The organism is Vibrio sp. RM-69-4, assembly GCF_024743775.1.
GTDB lineage: Bacteria > Pseudomonadota > Gammaproteobacteria > Enterobacterales > Vibrionaceae > Vibrio > Vibrio anguillarum.
Genome location: NZ_JAMQXI010000094.1, coordinates 90,461 through 107,384, shown reverse-complemented (window position 1 = coordinate 107,384; position 16,924 = coordinate 90,461). Strand labels below are relative to the sequence as shown.

At 46.4% G+C, this 16,924-nt stretch carries 16 protein-coding genes; 8 read left to right on the top strand and 8 right to left on the bottom strand.

All coding sequences use genetic code 11. From position 1 onward, the window contains the following. The first annotated feature begins 3 nt into the window (after positions 1-3). From NB504_RS18300 to trmY, 3 genes are all read left to right on the top strand, one after another. The gene (locus NB504_RS18300) at positions 4-501 is read left to right on the top strand and encodes a cyclin-dependent kinase inhibitor 3 family protein (protein WP_258429576.1); all 498 of its coding nucleotides are present in this window, start codon (positions 4-6) and stop codon (positions 499-501) included. A 42-nt stretch (positions 502-543) separates the two neighbouring features. Further along, positions 544-1,776 (top strand): organoarsenical effux MFS transporter ArsJ, encoded by a 1,233-nt coding sequence (gene arsJ, locus NB504_RS18295; protein ID WP_094132340.1) that lies wholly within the window; start codon positions 544-546, stop codon positions 1,774-1,776. A gap of 79 nt (positions 1,777-1,855) precedes the next feature. Further along, positions 1,856-2,455, top strand: a complete 600-nt coding sequence (trmY, locus tag NB504_RS18290) for a tRNA (pseudouridine(54)-N(1))-methyltransferase TrmY (RefSeq protein ID WP_013868023.1) — start codon at positions 1,856-1,858, stop codon at positions 2,453-2,455. Here the strand turns inward: trmY and NB504_RS18285 are convergent. Then, entirely contained in the window at positions 2,452-5,328 is a 2,877-nt protein-coding gene (locus NB504_RS18285) for an HD domain-containing phosphohydrolase (protein WP_258429574.1), read from the bottom strand. The two genes, trmY and NB504_RS18285, sit on opposite strands and share 4 nt — an antisense overlap. A 189-nt stretch (positions 5,329-5,517) precedes the next feature. Here NB504_RS18285 and NB504_RS18280 point away from each other — a divergent pair, with 189 nt between their 5' ends. Next, complete coding sequence (locus NB504_RS18280) at positions 5,518-6,261, top strand: phosphatase (protein ID WP_064626355.1); 744 nt, start codon at positions 5,518-5,520, stop codon at positions 6,259-6,261. Positions 6,262-6,359: 98 nt separating this feature from the next. Continuing rightward, complete coding sequence (locus NB504_RS18275; RefSeq protein WP_013868020.1) at positions 6,360-6,746, top strand: cytochrome b562; 387 nt, start codon at positions 6,360-6,362, stop codon at positions 6,744-6,746. Between the two features lie 46 nt (positions 6,747-6,792). Here the strand turns inward: NB504_RS18275 and NB504_RS18270 are convergent, their stop codons facing one another. From NB504_RS18270 to uhpT, 4 genes are all read right to left on the bottom strand, one after another. After that, positions 6,793-8,127: an MFS transporter gene (locus NB504_RS18270; RefSeq protein WP_194567289.1), complete on the bottom strand. Its 1,335-nt coding sequence runs from the start codon at positions 8,125-8,127 to the stop codon at positions 6,793-6,795. A 19-nt stretch (positions 8,128-8,146) separates the two neighbouring features. After that, on the bottom strand, positions 8,147-9,682 hold the full coding sequence (gene uhpB / locus NB504_RS18265; RefSeq protein WP_258429573.1) for a signal transduction histidine-protein kinase/phosphatase UhpB: 1,536 nt from the start codon (positions 9,680-9,682) through the stop codon (positions 8,147-8,149). After that, on the bottom strand, positions 9,682-10,287 hold the full coding sequence (gene uhpA, locus NB504_RS18260; RefSeq protein WP_258429572.1) for a transcriptional regulator UhpA: 606 nt from the start codon (positions 10,285-10,287) through the stop codon (positions 9,682-9,684). Before uhpA ends, uhpB begins: the two co-directional genes overlap by 1 nt. A 195-nt stretch (positions 10,288-10,482) precedes the next feature. Next, complete coding sequence (uhpT, locus tag NB504_RS18255) at positions 10,483-11,877, bottom strand: hexose-6-phosphate:phosphate antiporter (RefSeq protein WP_017048964.1); 1,395 nt, start codon at positions 11,875-11,877, stop codon at positions 10,483-10,485. A 332-nt stretch (positions 11,878-12,209) separates the two neighbouring features. On the opposite strand from uhpT, the gene NB504_RS18250 reads away from it, so the two are divergent. Then, positions 12,210-12,587 (top strand): hypothetical protein, encoded by a 378-nt coding sequence (locus tag NB504_RS18250; protein WP_017046046.1) that lies wholly within the window; start codon positions 12,210-12,212, stop codon positions 12,585-12,587. Between the two features lie 29 nt (positions 12,588-12,616). On the opposite strand, the gene NB504_RS18245 is transcribed toward NB504_RS18250, so the two are convergent. Next, complete coding sequence (locus NB504_RS18245) at positions 12,617-13,000, bottom strand: VOC family protein (RefSeq protein WP_017046047.1); 384 nt, start codon at positions 12,998-13,000, stop codon at positions 12,617-12,619. A 9-nt stretch (positions 13,001-13,009) separates the two neighbouring features. After that, on the bottom strand, positions 13,010-13,933 hold the full coding sequence (locus tag NB504_RS18240; protein WP_258429571.1) for a LysR family transcriptional regulator: 924 nt from the start codon (positions 13,931-13,933) through the stop codon (positions 13,010-13,012). A 175-nt stretch (positions 13,934-14,108) separates the two neighbouring features. Here NB504_RS18240 and NB504_RS18235 point away from each other — a divergent pair, with 175 nt between their 5' ends. Both NB504_RS18235 and tdh read left to right on the top strand, forming a co-directional pair. Next, positions 14,109-15,305 carry a glycine C-acetyltransferase gene (locus tag NB504_RS18235; protein ID WP_258429570.1) on the top strand — a complete coding sequence of 399 codons (1,197 nt, stop codon included), beginning with the start codon at positions 14,109-14,111 and terminating at the stop codon, positions 15,303-15,305. Next, entirely contained in the window at positions 15,302-16,333 is a 1,032-nt protein-coding gene (tdh, locus tag NB504_RS18230; RefSeq protein WP_258429569.1) for an L-threonine 3-dehydrogenase, read from the top strand. The genes NB504_RS18235 and tdh overlap by 4 nt, the downstream gene beginning before the upstream one ends. A gap of 166 nt (positions 16,334-16,499) precedes the next feature. Here tdh and NB504_RS18225 read toward each other — a convergent pair whose 3' ends face one another. Then, complete coding sequence (locus NB504_RS18225) at positions 16,500-16,859, bottom strand: diacylglycerol kinase (RefSeq protein WP_013868010.1); 360 nt, start codon at positions 16,857-16,859, stop codon at positions 16,500-16,502. Positions 16,860-16,924 lie beyond the last annotated feature (65 nt).

Genomic DNA, 16,924 nt, shown 5'->3' with positions numbered 1-16,924 from the left:
GAAATGACACATCCTACATGGGAACTGCCTGTTGCAGAAAACAGCGCTGGTTTGGTATTGACGCCTTGCCCGGGGACAAAAGATCTTCCTCTGGTTGAGAGTATTGAACAACTGAGATCTCAAGGTGTTACCGTTGTGGTGACGGCTCTAAGTCACGAAGAGATGCAAGAGAAAGGCGTTGGCGACTTGCCTAAAGTGGTTGAACAAGCGGGGCTGCAATGGTTTCACGCCCCAATTGAAGATGATTGCGCGCCCGACCACCAGTTTCAAACGCATTGGCAAAGTATCTCCTCGTCACTTCATCAGGCGCTTACCAAGGGAGATAAGATTGCCATGCATTGCATGGGTGGATCGGGTCGTACTGGTTTACTTGCTGCTCATTTATTGCTGGAGAAAGGTTGGGAACTGCAAAACATTATTACTCAAGTTCAATCATTAAGACCGGGTGCGTTTACCAAAGATGTACAAGTTGAGTACATCAAACAATTTGTTAATCAATAACAGTCCCAAAGAGCTGCCTTAGGCGGCTCTTTTGCAAAGAGAGTGATTATGCTGTCTCAACTCAAGCAAAACGTTCGCCAGTACATACTAGTGACTTTTAATTATTGGAATTTTACCGTCACTGACGGCGCGCTGCGTATGTTGGTGGTGTTGTATTTTTATGATTTGGGTTATTCGACCTTAGCGATTGCGTCTTTGTTTCTCTTTTATGAATTTTTTGGCGTGGTGACGAACCTGATTGGCGGTTGGCTTGGTGCGCGTTTAGGGCTGAATCGCACCATGAATATTGGCCTTGGCATGCAAATATTCGCGCTCTTGATGCTTGCTGTACCTGCTGCATGGTTAACCATTCCTTGGGTGATGGCGGCGCAGGCGTTATCGGGCATCGCAAAAGATCTCAATAAAATGAGTGCAAAAAGTGCGATCAAAACGTTAGTCCCTGAAAATGCACAAGGCGCACTCTACAAGTGGATAGCCATTCTTACGGGTTCAAAAAACGCTCTAAAAGGGGCCGGCTTTTTTCTCGGTGGCGTCTTGCTCTCTTGGATCGGCTTTCAATATGCGGTAGCGGCTATGGCGGCGGTATTGCTGTTGGTTTTTATCGGCAGTTTGCTTAGCTTGCAAGCCGATATTGGCAAAGCCAAAACCAAACCGAAATTTTCAGAGATTTTCTCCAAATCGCGCAGCGTGAATATTTTATCGGCGGCTCGCCTATTTTTATTTGGCGCGCGAGACGTTTGGTTTGTGATTGCCTTACCCATTTATCTGGGCAGCGTTTTTGGTTGGGATCACAGTGCCGTGGGCGGCTTTTTAGCGCTGTGGGTGATTGGCTACGGCGTGATCCAAGGGTTTGCTCCTAAAATAACGGGCAGTGCTTCAGACCAAGTGCCGGATGGGCGATCTGCGCTCGGTTGGGCGGCGCTACTGGCGCTGATTACTGGTTTGATCGCCTACAGCATTCAAGCGCAGTGGCATCCGGAAGTCGTGATCATCGCGGGGTTACTGCTTTTCGGCGCGGTCTTTGCGATTAACTCATCGCTGCATTCCTATTTGATCGTGAGCTATGCCAAGGGGGATGGTGTATCGCTTGATGTTGGTTTTTACTACATGGCAAACGCGATGGGGCGTTTAATCGGTACCGTGCTTTCCGGGTGGGTTTTCCAACTTTGGGGATTAGCGGCGTGTTTGTGGGTTTCGTTTGGTTTTCTGCTGCTGACCACTCTCATTTCATTGGGGCTCCCGAAAAGCAAAGCTGTGTTGACGAGCGAACCGTAGCTTCACCAGTAGATCACTATTCCAGTAGATGGAGATTGTGATAGAGTCCGTGCTTTATTGAATGAATTGAGTCAGTCACATGAGAGCTTTTGTTGTAAGGGCCCGCGCCGCTTCCACGGATAAACAGACTTTTTTAGCCTCTGTTGGGCAAGAAGCCCACACCGAAATTTTGGCCCACGTACTCATGAACGCTATTTTTACTGCGCAGTCGCATCGTGATGACGTGGTGGTCTACTTAGTGCTGGAAAGTACGCAAGATTTCTCGCGGACTTTATGCTTTGAGTCGAGCCAGTTGCACAATATCGGTGGCTTTCACGAGCAAGCCTTGCTGACCAAAATAGGCCACGCTTTAGACGTTTCCGTGGGTATGGGCAAAGAGCAAACCCGAGAGGTCGAGCAAGGACTCACGGTTGAAACCATCAGTTTTGAAAAGTTGGTGCAACGCCTTTCTGAAAGTTACCACTTGTATTTACTGGATAAAAAAGGCGAAAGTGTCCGTGAGCATCAATTTTCTGACGACAGCTGCTTTTTACTTACTGACCACATCCCGATGCCGAAAAAAAGTTGGAACAGTTTAAAGCGCCTTAATACACAGAAAATCAGCCTTGGGCCTCGAATGCTGTTTGCCTCGCAGTGCATTGTGCTGATCCAGAATGAGTTAGATATTCGCGGTCTTTAAAAAGTCTTTTTCAAACTCATTTTTACTTTTTTTATCTGTGCTTCTTTATCAATTGGGCTGTGCTGATCGGAGTGTAAAAACCGATCCGCATAGTCTTGATAAATCTCTTTTTCTAAAAAGAGTAAGTAAAGCTTCGGATCAATATGGCCTGTGGTGGCCATGGTGGTCATGATCGCGATCGATTCGCTGAGCGTTTTTGCCTTTTTATAGGGGCGATCGCTAGAGGTCAGTGCTTCAAACACATCGGCTATTGCCATCACTCGAGCGGGGATGGAAAGCTGCTCTTCACTTAAACCTCTTGGATAACCCGCGCCATCCATTCGTTCATGGTGGCTTCCCGCAATATCAGGAACGTTTTTCATATGTTCAGGATAAGGTAGCCGCTTGAGCATCATGATGGTTTGCACAATGTGATCATTAATCATAAAGCGTTCTTCGTTAGTGAGCGTGCCACGGCGAATGGACAAATTATAGAGCTCACCTCGGTTATAGCGCAGTTCTCCCGGTTGTAAAATAAAGTTTTCTTGCCACAGATCTTGTGGACGGCAACCGTTCACCCAGTGCAACTGGTGTACGGGTTTATCATCAAGCAAGCGCTCCATAGTGGGCAATGGTTTTGACTCTCCTGCACGTTGGTTCTCTATCCAAGAAGTACCGAGTTGATCATCTAAGGTCCGTTTCCACTCTCTTTGCGCAATTCGCTCTAAGCGGGAAAGGTCATCATCGCTCATAAACTCACTGCCAATATTACATTGCGCGACGAAAGCAAATTCCTCATCGAGGATTTGTTGGTTCGTCAGCAACTGCTGCTTGAGATCTGGCTCGTTCTTGCCCTGCGCAACACCTTGCCAGTAGTCCGTTTCAGCTTGACATTTGAGCAGCTCAAAACGCATTCTAATTTCGTGAATTCTGTCATAGATTGTTTCTAATTTAGTCGCTTTATCAATCACATATTCAGGCGTGGTTACTTTGCCACAATCATGCAGCCAAGCGGCGAGCGTGAGCTCTTCCCACTCTTCATTGGTCATGGAAAATTGTGGGAAATAGGTGTGATCGTTTTCAGCCGCTTTGGTGATCATTTTGGTTAATTCAGGAACTCGTTGACAATGGCCACCCGTGTAAGGGGATTTGGTATCAATGGCCGATGCAATCAATTCAATAAACGAGTTGAGCATCTCCTTTTGCCGTTGCATTTTGTCGATATTGTCTTTAGCGATTTCGGCAAAACTGAGCAGCTCTCGTAAAAATGCATGTTTGTCTTGCTGATCGGGAGTGATGGCCCGTTCGTAGCCTAGGTTTAATACGCCAACCAACTGCTTGTCTCGGTTGAGCAGTGGGAAAAGATAAAGATCAGAATTATACAGCTCATCTTTATGCTTACGCATCGAATTATCGGTTTTAGATAAATGAACCGTTTGGCCTTTACGCAGTTCAGAAAGTAGCCACGGCATCTCTTGAGACAACTGGTTGATATCAAGCTTAAAGGGAATGATGGCGTGGTTTGCTGCGGTGATAAATTGGTTATTTTCGTTGGCATAAGTGTAGAGCAAAATAGTTTCAGCTCGAGTGATCAAATAGCTTTGATGGGTAATCGTTTTGGCTAACACACCGAATTCTTGATTGCTGGCGGTTTCGCGTAATAGTCGCAGCAAGTCGTGCAGTGTATGCTCCATGAGCTCTATCGATTGGGTTAAATTGGCAACTTCGCGGATCCGGCTTTTTGGGTAGCGTGTCTTTTTAAATTCAAAGCGCGTGATGTTGTCGGTCAATTGCACTAGGTTACCTAAAGGGCTGGCGAGCCTTTGCGCCACAAAACCAACCACTGCAAAAGCGATAGCGAGCATGATTAACGCGACAAAAATCTGCTGATCTCGCATCGAGAGCAAATCTGCGATCAAATCGTCTTGCGGTACCGCTTCTGCCAGCAACAAGCGTACATTGTCGTTTAAAAGTACCGGCGTTAACGTCACCGACCACGTTGTGCCATTCATATTGACCGTTTCATACAAAGTTTGGCTGCTGACCCGATTCAATATTGGTGCAAAAGTACTTTGCTGCAGCTGCTGTGCAATCTGTGAGGGATCTTGTTGTAGCTCGAACTTAGTATTGTGTTGGGCGAGTGGTCTAAATTGATTATCGAACAAAATGAGCTGAGCACTGTCAGAAAAACCCATCGTACTCATCTGTTTTGACAGTGAGTCAAGCGTGAAATCGGCGCCAAGCACACTCTTTCCATCGGCCGATCTACGTGACAGTGTGACGCCGCTCGTTTGTAGGAAGAAAAAGAAATAAGGTTCCGTTAAGCGTATCGCGCCATCTTGACTTGCCGAGGTAAACCAAGGACGCACGCGAGGATCAAATTTATTGTTGTTATCTTGTTTGTCGAGCAGGCTTTTAAGGTTCTGGTCTAAATAGATAAAGCGGTTAGTGCCATCAACTTGAGTGTAATGGGCCAATAGCTGAGCTTGTGCGGGGGCATCAAAACGCTGTTTGGCTTTATCAAAGCTCAGCGAGCGAAATGTAGTACAAGCTCCAGCTTCGTCACAATAATAGAGCGCGACCAACTGTGGATTACGTTGGAAGGTCAGCCAAACGGTGGCGAGTTGGCGTGGGTCCGAGATGACTTTATCCGGTTGATCAATTACGTTACTAAAAGCTAAAAAATCGAGCGTAGTCAAGATAGGTGCGGCACTTTGTTTAAATGCTGATTCCAGTTTTTTGCTGTTTTCGCTACTTAATCCTTGTGCACTTACCGTCAGTAGTTGCTGACTATGGTGATAACTTATGCCAATCAATACAATGCCGATCACCATGGCGAGCACTAAAAAGAGACTCGTAATGTGAATGCTCAGTGAGTAACGACGTCGTTTCATAACCAACTCCGAATTGGATGACATTGCTAAGTATTGTTCAATGTGGGTAAGTTGCAAAAAACCATTTCACATCGGTGTGTGTTTATCCGGTCAGAAAGTGTCGATATGGTGAATATATCGCCCTTAGATTGAAGTGCCATCAGCGAGGCTGTTACACTGAAGCATCGCTGTTGGAATGGAATAATTAAAATGAATCTTGTCGTTGATACTCATACTCACACTTATGCAAGCGGTCACGCATACAGCACGCTTATTGAAAACGCGCGTTCAGCTAAAGAAAATGGATTGGCAATGTTTTGCACAACCGATCATGCGCAGTCGATGCCTGGAGCGCCGCATTATTGGTTCTTCTCCAATCAACGTATTTTGCCGCGCTTTTTAGACGGTGTTGCCATTATCCGAGGCATTGAGTCCAACATCATGAATCGTGCTGGCGAGATTGATGTTCACCCTTCTGTTGATCAAAACTTAGATTGGGTGATTGCCAGTTTTCATGAGCCCGTATTTCAGCCTGCCGATAAAGCGGCGCATACCGAAGCGTTAATCAATGTGATTAAAGGTGGACGAGTGGATGCGCTAGGGCACTTAGGTAACCCTAATTTCGATTTTGATTTTGATGAGGTGATCGCCTGCGCCGCCCAGCATCACGTTGCGATAGAAATTAATAACAGCACCTTAAAAGGACACAGCAGGGTAGGGAGTGTCGATCGCTGTTATGAAATTGCTAAGGTGGCGAAAGCGCATGGTGCTTATGTTACCACTGGCAGCGATGCCCATTTTTGTCAAGATATCGGCCAACTTCACCTGGCCAGTGAACTGCTTGAGAACGTTGGTATTGCTGCTGAGAAAGTGATTACGCACAGTGTCGAGCAGTTTCTGGCCTTTTTAGCTCTGCGCGGGCGAAAAGCGATCGCAGAATATCAAACACTATAAGCCGTAAAGAGGTCATAAAAAATGACAAAAATTTGTCCCTCTTTTATCTTGAGATCCATTAAACTTGGCACTTCTTGCCAGAATAAAAAGAAATAATTATGAAAAAAATAATGATATTAACAGCTTGCGCATTATTTGCGGCTAGCGTGTCGGCGGCTAATGTTGACTTAAAACAGAACATGAAACAAATGAAGCTTGAATTTAAACAAGCGGCAGAAGCGACCAGCGTTGAAACAATGCAAGCACCCATTGAGAGATTAAGTCAGTTGGTTGAAGAGTCAAAACGAGGAAATTATCCACCGGAGAAGCAAGATCTCTATTTAGAAGGGTTTAATAAGCTTTCAGTGGCATTAGACAAAATCGAAGTGGATCTTGAGCAAGGAAATTTAGAGCAAGCTCAACAAACGCTGCGGACGGTAGACGAACTGCGTGTTGAATACCACGAGCAGCGTAACCCAAGTATCTGGAAGCGCTTATTTGGTTAATCAGCTTTGTGGCCCCCTCACGATAACGTTGGATTAGTTATAACGTTCAATGGTTCGTGGGGTGGTCGCTGCCTGAAAACTGAGCTTGTAAGAAAGGCAGCAGTAGTAAGCCGATCACAGCGGCGCAAACAGAAATGGTGACAAAAAAGCCTCGCCATTCGAATTGCTCGACAATAATGGCTAACGGGTAACCGGCGAGCGCAGCGCCCATATACGCAAATAACCCCACAAACCCAGTTGCTGCGCCAGCCGAATCTTTGTGAGAACACTCCGCGGCGGCCATACCAATTAACATTTGTGGGCCAAAGACAAAAAAGCCAATCGTAAAAAAGCCAGCGGCTTGGAATACAAACCCCGTTAACGGCATCAGCCACAGCGCTGCCACCGAAAGAAAAATGCCCATTGAAAAAATCAGGTTCATTGGCCCACGGTTGCCGCCAAACAGTTTGTCTGAGCCCCAGCCTGCGACTAACGATCCAATAAACCCACCGACTTCAAACAGCGAAAGCGCGCCATTAGCCGTGATCAAATCATAGCCTTGTTGCTCGGTAAGGTAGATATTTCCCCAATCATTGATGGCAGTACGCACTATGTAGACCAGTACATAGCTTAAGGCGAGTAACCAAATGTACTTATTTCCTAACACATATGTGTGCAAGATCTGTTTAGTGCTAAGGCCGAGGCCTTCATTTTCTTGCGCCAGTTCAAGGGCGTCATTACGCCATTGACCAACGCTGGGTAAACCTTGGGTCATTGGTTTATCACGCAATCGCCAACATAAGAAAACCCCACCAATAACGGCTAAACAGCCCGGCACAATAAAACCTTCGCGCCAACTAAAATGGAAAGTGAGAAAGCCAACCAGTAATGGGATCAACGCGCCCCCCACGTTATGAGCGGTATTCCATAACGCCCACCAAAAACCACGTTCAGAGCGTGAATACCAAGTTGTCAGGAGTTTAGAGCAAGAAGGCCATCCCCAACCTTGGAACCAAGCATTGAGCACCCAGAGTAAGATGAACATACTGATTGAGCTTGAAAAGCCAAACAGAATATTGATAAAACCCGTTGCCATTAACCCTAGGCCCATAAAATAGCGCGGATTGGAGCGGTCCGACAAAATCCCGGACAGAAATTTTGAGATACCATAGGTGATGTAAAACAACGTGCCCATGATGCCAATATCACTCTTATCTAAACCGAGGTCAGCAATCATCGCGGGCATGGCGTAATTCAAACTTTTACGCGTGAAGTAGAAAAGCGCATAACCGACATACATCGCCATCATGATGTGAAAGCGCCAATAACGGTACTGCTGGTTAACCTCCTGCGCTGATGCAAGAAGCGGTTGCGGTGGTTGAGAGCGTAGAAAATTTATCATAGTGCTTTATATTCCACGATTATAAGTGGGGCAGTGTGACGGTAAGCTGAGTGCCATTCTCGCTTAGATCGTGGTTGGCTGTTGTAGACTGACAGTGGCTAATAATCTGAAAGTGGCCACCCAATGCCTCGACTCGCTCACGCATCCCCCGTAAACCAAAGCCGTTCAGCTGCGCTTGTACTTTGAAACCGATGCCATCATCGTGAATGCGCAGTGTGACATCACTTGCCAACGAAAACTCAATCACAATGTGGCTAGCTTCCGCGTATTTTAAGGCGTTATTGAGCGCCTCTTGGCACAATCGATAAAGGGTCACTTTGGTGGCATCACTTAACTTTTGCAGTTGAGCGGTTGAATTCCCCGTCCAAACCACTTGGGTTTGAATACCGTGCGTCTCAAATTCAAGGTCACGCAGCAGTTGATCCAGTGCTTCGACTAGGCCTAAATCATCTAAGGTTTTAGGGCGTAAACGGGTTAGCAAACTTTTAGTTGTGTCGTAAACATTTAAAGAGAGAGATTCAATGGTTTTAGCACAATTGCTGGTGACGGGCTGAGATTCGACGCGTTGAATAATGCTGGCTTGAGTACGGATAGCGGTAATGTTTTGACCGATCTCATCGTGCAGCTCGCGAGCAATATCGCGCCGAACGGATTCTTCAGCTTTGACTAATTGGCGGGACAAATTTTGGTTACGATCAAGCTGTTGGCGCAGCTTGGTGTTGAGATCTCTTTGTCGCTGCACACCCATTCCCAGCAAAATGCCGGTTAAACTTTGTGCTGAAAGAGAGAGCAGGAGATCAGTGACTTCCATATTAGAGACACCACTACGAGCCGCGATCAATGCAATGCTATTGAGCAGAGTACCGAGCAATGCACCTTGCCAGCCGTAGCGAAAAGCGAGCAAAATGATCGGGATGGCTAAACAAAATGGCGCAAAACGCCGAAGTTCATCAGGTAAACCAATTTGCAGCGCAATGCTTAAAATAAATAGTAAAGAGTAGAGTAAGACGTGACGCGTGCGAAATTCGATATGACGAGAGACTAAGTTTGCCGTCAGTGGAACCCAAGTGCTTTGGAAAAGATAATTCCATATCAAATAGCAGCTTGGCACAATCATTAAGCCAGCTGTGATGCTGACTAACATCACCATTGACGCGGCATGGCCGTGGTAGGTGGTGGCCAGCGTATTAATGATAGCGCTGGCGAGGATCAACCCGCCCATCACAATAAAGCGACGCCACTGACTTCCGTGGTAGTAGCGTTGGGCGAGCAGGTTTAAGGGCAGCGTTGCGATACTGGCGGCGAGTACGGTCAGCCATTGAGGTTGTTCCATTAGCATGGCGAGCGCAATCGTCAGCCACCATTCTGCACCATAAATCGCGGGCCAGTAACGTTGTGGACTGTGCAGCGCAGTGCCTAAACGCAGAGCAAAAGGAAAGAAGAAGATCGCCAGTTCCGGATCGTTGACAAAATAGTAGGCGATAACCCACAAGCAAAACCAACTGCAAGAGAGCAGAAACCAAGCGCAGAGTGACGTAATAAAATAGCGTGGCATTAGAATGAGTCAGAAAAATATTTCGCTAAGGCCACGTTATTGCTCACACCTAACTTATCCATGGCATTGGCGCGATGGACATGAATGGTTTTGTGGCTAAGTCCAAGCTCATTGGCGACCGCTTTCACATCCAGCCCGGCAGCCAGCATTTCACTGATTTGCCGCTCACGTTTGGTCAACTGTGCTAATAGCTTTGCCTCGCGCTTGGGAGAGGTGAGTTTAAGCGCAATATCGGGTGTTAAGTAGCAACCACCATGGGCGCTGGTTCGTACGGCTTGGATAAGTTCATCTGGGCTACAACGTTTGCTTAAGTAGCCTCTTGCTCTAGCCTCCAAGGCTTTTTCGACCATGGCCGCGGAATCGTGAACGCTCAGCATAATGCATGCTATCCCAGAGGGTAGATCTTGAAGCAGCGACAGCCCGCTTTCATCAGGCATTGAAATATCAAGAATACAGACGTTTGCCCCCGTGCCGGGAAGCCCTGCGCGCGCTTCGGCCGCCGAGCTAAATTGGCCGACCACTTGAATGTCGTCTTCAAGGTTCATGAGTTGGGCAAAGCCTGAACGTACCACGATATGGTCATCCACTAGTGCTACTTTGATCATCACAATCCCCGCTGTTTATATTGCCTGAGTACAAAGGGAGCTTAAACTAACGCCACAGAGACAATTAAACAAGCAATATATCCCTTTGCTATGGATGCCATTGTAGAGGAGTCTAGCGCGTCAAAAAGGAAGGGGTGGCACAATAAAACGCGACACACTCATAAAAGAGAATATCGCGTTTGATTTTGCTGGGAGCTAAGCGGCAGCTGCGGCCAGCTTTAGCCTTTTCTCATGGCGGATCTTACGCTCTTCTGCGATCGCGACAAAAATCAGCAGCACGATACAGATCATCGCTGAAGTGTCGAGCGCAGCAAAGGTGCCCTTCCAGCCGGTGAGGCCAAAAATCGGTGTACCGTCGGCGATCATACCTAGGCCAAGTTTGGCAAAACTATCACCAATTAAGTAAGCAAAGGTGCCCTTAACGCCATCGGCGACACTGATCGCTTTTTTCGGCACAAAGCCAACCGCAGCAACACCAATCAGCAATTGTGGGCCAAAAACAAGGAAACCTAGCACAAACAGTGACCCGAGATACATAAACTCGCTGGTGGCGTGCTGATAGAATTCGAGCGCAACAATGATGAGTCCCAGAGAGACACAGGCGACCAAAGCTCGGCGGCCATTAGCAAGATCGGACAGATAACCCCACATTAAAGTGCCGACTAATGCGCCCACTTCAAAGAGAGTGAAGCCTGAAATGGCCGCTTCTTTTGACAAACCAAGTTCTTGATAGGCATACACAGTAGACCACTGGTCGATGCCGATACGCACGATGTAGAGGAAGATGTTGGCAAAGCAGAGTAACCAAATCACTTTGTTTTTCAAAATGTATTCAACAAAGATCTCACGTTTGGTCATTTGGTTTTCTTCCGCAGCAATATCTTCCTCACTGACCGCTTCATCAAACAACTCTTCGACCGTACCTAAACCGTATGCTTCAGGAGAGTCACTACCGTAACGCAAACCAATGAAACCCACCACTAATGCGATGATCGACGGGAATACAAACATGCCCACAACGTGACCATTAAAGAGATAGTTTGCACCAAACAGTGCTACGCCTGCCGCACCTGCGCCGCCGACATTGTGCGACATATTCCATAAACCCAAGTAGGTGCCGCGTTTATTTTTGGGCGTCCATTTGGTGATAGTGGAGTAGCTTGATGGCCCACCAGTACTTTGGAAAAAACCGCTTAGCGCATAAAAAGCAACCATTAGGAAAATGCTGACGCTTGAACCGCCCATGCTCATGCTAAATCCAAGCATTGCAATACCAGAAAGGATCAGCATAAAAGGTAGGAACTGTTTCGTGTTCTTGCCATCGGCGTAGTAAGAGACCACTGTCTTACCAATCCCGTAAGTGATGGAGAAACCAAGACCAATCAGCCCTAGCTGTGTCATCGACAAGCCGTAGGTTGAAATCATATCGTTTTGTGCAACGTTGAAGTTTTTGCGCACTAAATACATCGCCATGTAGCCAATAAACACCACAAGGTATGATTGTAAAAATGGTTTGAACCACATTTTACGGCGTTCTGCTGCGGGGAGATCGAGGGTCGGTAGCCGAACCTGTTGCAAAAGTTTTAGCATGTGAAATCCTTAGAAAATCACGTCAAAGAAATCTCTGCTGTCAGTCAATTCACACCAGAGTCGAATGGCTAGCAACCGTCTGGCTGCATCATAGAGTGATTGTAAAAATCGGCTTGGCGATTGACTTGAGGGCATGGCCTAACTGAGTTAGGAATATTTCCTAGTTTGGGTGGGTTGATAGACAAAGCGTGAATGGAGTCACATTGATATGCATCTTGAAACGTCGTCTTTAAGCTAACGATTTGTAGCGAACTTGAGGGTATTTGTTAAGTTTTTAGCGCTGCCGCACTGTTATTTTTATCATTGCGTTATATAGTGTCGACAAGAAAAAAATGAGTGTTGCTATGATTCGCCTAAACCGTTTTAACAGAATAATGTTGCTCACCAGCGCGCTCAGTTGGGTGTTGGTGTCGCTTATGCCTGTAATAAACGCGCATGGCAATACGGCGGGGGTTTGGGCCACACTGTGTACCATTAATGGTTTTGAGCTGGTTCAAATTGAAGAGGGAAAAGTACAGACACAGCATACGAAACCCTGTCCCTTTGCTCATTTCTCCACCTTTCATCAAGATTCACTTCCAACGACACCTTTACTGACACGACTGAACTTGTTTGTTTCAGACAGCTACACTTTTTTGGCTCTAAGTGTACGATTTGAAAAACAAGTTCCTCGTGCGCCACCATTATTTAATCTGTTGTACTGGCGTTAGAAAATAGCCTTGATTCCTTCCACTATTCACTATTCAGAATAAAGCTCTAACGGTAAACCATCTGGGTCGGCGAAAAATGTGTATTCGCGACCAGTGAACTCATCAACGCGGATGGGTTCGACGATGACGCCTTTTTCCTCTAAATACGCTTTGACTTCACTGACACTGTCCACCACAAACGCTAAATGTCGTAGCCCTTGAGCTTCAGGGAAGCTTGGTCTTGGTGGTGTATTTGGAAATGAGAACAGTTCAATTTGTCCGCCATCGGGCAAAGCAAGATCCAGCTTGTATGAATCGCGAGCGGCGCGGTAATTTTCAGCAATAACAGGCAGCCCTAAGATCTGAGTATAAAACGCTTTGGAACGTGCGTAGTCTGAACAAATAATTGCCGCGTGGTGGATTCGTTTTAGCATGATTAACCTTTATTTATTGAGTTTGCTGACCAAATGTTCAGTGACGTAATCAATGAACACCCGCAGCCTTGCTGGCATGTACTTGGTTTGTGGATATTGCATGGCAATTGATCCGTAGTAATTACTTTTGATCGTCCAATCGGCTAATAGCCGGACGACGCTGCCTTCAACGAGCGCTTGCTGAATGACAAAATCATGGAAGATGCCGATACCTAAGCCATTTTTCACGCCGTTCAAACGCATTTGTGAGTGGTTTACTGCATAGCGGCCTGAGACGGCCACTGTATGGAACTCATCTTCTTTATGAAAATCCCAGAGATGGTCACGCTCGGTTTCGGCAAGATACAAGCAGTCGTGATCCGTTAATTCGATAGGGTGTGTGGGCGCGCCTCTGGCCGCTATATATTCTGGGCTGGCGCACAACACTAAGTGGGTTTTGCCAATTTCACGCAGTACCAAGTTTTCATCTGGCTTATCAGTCAGTTTAAACGCCACATCAATATTGTGTTTGAATAAATCGATCGCACCATCTGCAGCTCTCAGCTTAAGTTGAATTTCAGGGTATTGAGTTAGAAAAGGAAGCACAAGGGGTTGCAGAACTGAATTCAAAAATGCTTCAGGTGCCGCAACAGTGAGTGCACCTGCAGGTTCGGTGTGGTCAGAGGTGGAAAGCTCAACCGCTTGCTGCGCAGCGTTGACCATCAACAGACTTTGATCATAAACGCGCTTTCCTGCCTGAGTGATTAAGAGTTGGCGCGTGGTTCGCTCAAATAACTTCACTGATAGTGCTTGTTCTAAACGGGTAATCAATTTACTTAATGCCGAAGGTGTTACCCCCAGCTTTTGAGCTGCTGCCGTAAAGCTACCTTCATTGACGACGAGAATGAAAGCCGCTAAATCAGGCAGCAGGGCGATAAGACGATGCGTGATCATAATTGTATTTGTGCCTGAAGTTCACGAATGGTTTTCCATGTCATGGGATAATAGTCGTAAATGGGATCAACTAAAATACCATTAAGCAATTTTACAGTGTAAATGAAGGGTCTATTTTTCGTTTAGGCTGCCCTACACCATAGCTATTGCGCTATATAAAAATAAGGACGTAGCAATGTCTTCTGCATTTTATCAACAGATCCAAAACCAGCTTGAGGAAATCAAAGCGGAAGGTCTGTATAAATCTGAACGTGTGATTACCTCGCAACAACAAGCGGCGGTCGAAATTTCTACTGGTGAAGAAGTGTTGAACTTCTGTGCCAACAACTACCTTGGTTTGGCTAATCACCCTGCGTTGGTTGAAGCGGCGAAGCAAGGCATGGACAGTCACGGCTTTGGTATGGCTTCGGTACGTTTCATCTGTGGTACGCAAGATATTCATAAGCAACTGGAACAGAAGCTCTCTCAATTCTTAGGTAAAGAAGATACGATTCTTTACACCTCATGTTTTGATGCAAACACCGGTTTATTTGAAACTATTTTAGATAAAGAAGACGCGATTATCTCTGACGCGTTGAACCATGCCTCAATCATTGATGGTGTGCGTTTATGTAAAGCGATGCGTTTTCGTTACTCCAACAATAACATGCAAGAGTTGGAACAGCAGTTGATCGCAGCCGATGCGGCGGGCGCTCGTAATAAGCTCATCGTAACGGATGGTGTATTCTCAATGGATGGCGTAGTCGCAAACTTGCCCGCGATTTGTGATTTAGCCGATCAATACAACGCGCTCGTCATGGTGGATGATTCACACGCGGTTGGATTTATGGGTGCAAATGGCCGTGGCACGCATGAATACCATGATGTGATTGACCGTATTGATATCATCACCGGTACCCTTGGTAAAGCGATGGGTGGTGCCTCAGGTGGCTACACTTCCGGTAAAAAAGAGGTAATTGATTGGCTTCGTCAACGTTCACGTCCTTATTTATTCTCTAATTCGGTTGCGCCAGCGATTGTTGCAGCATCGATTCGCGTGCTGGATTTACTGGCAGAAAGCGTCGCGCTTCGCGACCAACTTTGGGATAACGCCGCGCATTTCCGTACTCGTATGGAAGGCGCGGGGTTCACTATGGGTGGCGCGGATCACGCCATCATCCCGATTATGCTCGGCGATGCTATCGTTGCAGCAGAGTTTGCAGAACGAGCACTAGCTAAGGGCATTTATGTTGTTGGTTTCTCGTTCCCTGTCGTGCCAAAAGGCCAAGCTCGTATTAGAACACAAATGTCAGCCGCGCATAGCCGCGAGCAACTCGACCACGCCATTGATGCGTTTATTGCTGTTGGCCAAGAAATGGGGCTCATTAGATGAAAATTAAAGCATTATCCAAACTTAAACCAGAGCAAGGTATTTGGATGACCGAAGTGCCACTGCCTGAGCTTGGTCACAACGATCTGCTGATTAAAATTAAGAAAACCGCAATTTGTGGCACCGATGTTCACATCTATAACTGGGATGAGTGGTCACAAAAAACCATCCCAGTGCCAATGGTGGTTGGCCATGAATACGTCGGTGAAGTGGTTGGCATTGGTCAAGAAGTTCGCGGTTTTGAATTAGGTGATCGCGTGTCTGGCGAAGGTCATATTACTTGCGGCCATTGTCGAAATTGCCGCGGTGGTCGTACTCACTTATGTCGTAATACTGTGGGTGTTGGTGTGAACCGCACTGGTGCATTTTCTGAATACTTAGTTATCCCTGCGTTTAATGCTTTCAAGATCCCAGATGGTATTTCCGATGATCTAGCCTCGATTTTTGACCCATTTGGTAACGCGGTACATACCGCATTGTCATTTGATTTAGTCGGCGAAGATGTGCTGATCACTGGTGCTGGTCCAATCGGTATCATGGCGGCCGCAGTGGCGAAACACGTTGGTGCGCGCCATGTGGTGATCACCGATGTCAACGAATATCGCCTTGAACTTGCGCGCAAAATGGGCGTGACACGCGCCGTGAATGTTGCGGAACAAAAGTTAGAAGAGGTCATGAGTGAACTTGGCATGACGGAAGGTTTTGACGTCGGCCTTGAAATGTCAGGCGTACCGAGTGCCTTTAGTTCTATGCTGAAAACCATGAATCACGGTGGTCGTATTGCTTTATTAGGTATCCCACCTTCAGATATGGCGATCGATTGGAACCAAGTGATCTTCAAAGGTTTGGTGATCAAAGGTATCTATGGCCGTGAAATGTTTGAAACTTGGTATAAGATGGCGAGCCTCATTCAATCTGGCCTCGATTTAACGCCTATCATCACTCACCATTACAAAATTGATGACTTCCAAACGGGCTTCGATGCTATGCGCAGCGGGCTTTCTGGCAAAGTTATCCTTGATTGGGAATAATCGAATATTGAAGTTGAAGCGCTCCGGTTGGGGCGCTTTTTTTGAACAGCATTTACTCCGCGACTACAGAATAAACAAGCAAGTTAACGGCGGTGGCAAAATATAGCGCTAGGAGAAAACTAATACCGACGTAAGAAAACGAATAATTTTCAAACGCTCACTTCATTTAGCGTACCAAAATAAAAATCCATGTAAATGCAGCAAAAAGTAGTGCAATCAAAACCGCAGCTGATCCTATATCCTTCGCACGGCCACTGAGCTCATGCCACTCACTACCTACGCGATCAACTACAGCTTCCACGGCTGAATTCATAAGCTCAACGATGACAATCAGTACTAAGCTACCGATCATCATTAACTGTTCTAATTCATTGACCGGCAAGAAAAAAGTGATCGCAATTAGAATGATAGAAGCGACGATTTCTTGCCTAAAGGCGGCTTCATTTTTCCATGCAGCCTGAAGGCCTTTCATTGAATAACCTGTAGCGTAAAATAAACGACTTATTCCTGTACGGCCTGGTTTCATAAAGTGAGTAACCTAATAGTTAATAATGAGATAATAAAAATGTCGATAGCTTGAGTTGACTCTCA

Coding starts and splice junctions, on each gene's coding strand:
- uhpT (WP_017048964.1), bottom strand. CDS start 11,877: ATGCTAAAACTTTTGCAACAGGTTCGGCTACCGACCCTCGATCTCCCC.
- trmY (WP_013868023.1), top strand. CDS start 1,856: ATGAGAGCTTTTGTTGTAAGGGCCCGCGCCGCTTCCACGGATAAACAG.
- NB504_RS18240 (WP_258429571.1), bottom strand. CDS start 13,933: ATGATCACGCATCGTCTTATCGCCCTGCTGCCTGATTTAGCGGCTTTC.
- uhpA (WP_258429572.1), bottom strand. CDS start 10,287: ATGATCAAAGTAGCACTAGTGGATGACCATATCGTGGTACGTTCAGGC.
- uhpB (WP_258429573.1), bottom strand. CDS start 9,682: ATGCCACGCTATTTTATTACGTCACTCTGCGCTTGGTTTCTGCTCTCT.
- tdh (WP_258429569.1), top strand. CDS start 15,302: ATGAAAATTAAAGCATTATCCAAACTTAAACCAGAGCAAGGTATTTGG.
- NB504_RS18275 (WP_013868020.1), top strand. CDS start 6,360: ATGAAAAAAATAATGATATTAACAGCTTGCGCATTATTTGCGGCTAGC.
- NB504_RS18300 (WP_258429576.1), top strand. CDS start 4: ATGACACATCCTACATGGGAACTGCCTGTTGCAGAAAACAGCGCTGGT.
- NB504_RS18270 (WP_194567289.1), bottom strand. CDS start 8,127: ATGATAAATTTTCTACGCTCTCAACCACCGCAACCGCTTCTTGCATCA.
- NB504_RS18225 (WP_013868010.1), bottom strand. CDS start 16,859: ATGAAACCAGGCCGTACAGGAATAAGTCGTTTATTTTACGCTACAGGT.
- NB504_RS18285 (WP_258429574.1), bottom strand. CDS start 5,328: ATGAAACGACGTCGTTACTCACTGAGCATTCACATTACGAGTCTCTTT.
- NB504_RS18250 (WP_017046046.1), top strand. CDS start 12,210: ATGAGTGTTGCTATGATTCGCCTAAACCGTTTTAACAGAATAATGTTG.
- NB504_RS18235 (WP_258429570.1), top strand. CDS start 14,109: ATGTCTTCTGCATTTTATCAACAGATCCAAAACCAGCTTGAGGAAATC.
- NB504_RS18245 (WP_017046047.1), bottom strand. CDS start 13,000: ATGCTAAAACGAATCCACCACGCGGCAATTATTTGTTCAGACTACGCA.
- NB504_RS18280 (WP_064626355.1), top strand. CDS start 5,518: ATGAATCTTGTCGTTGATACTCATACTCACACTTATGCAAGCGGTCAC.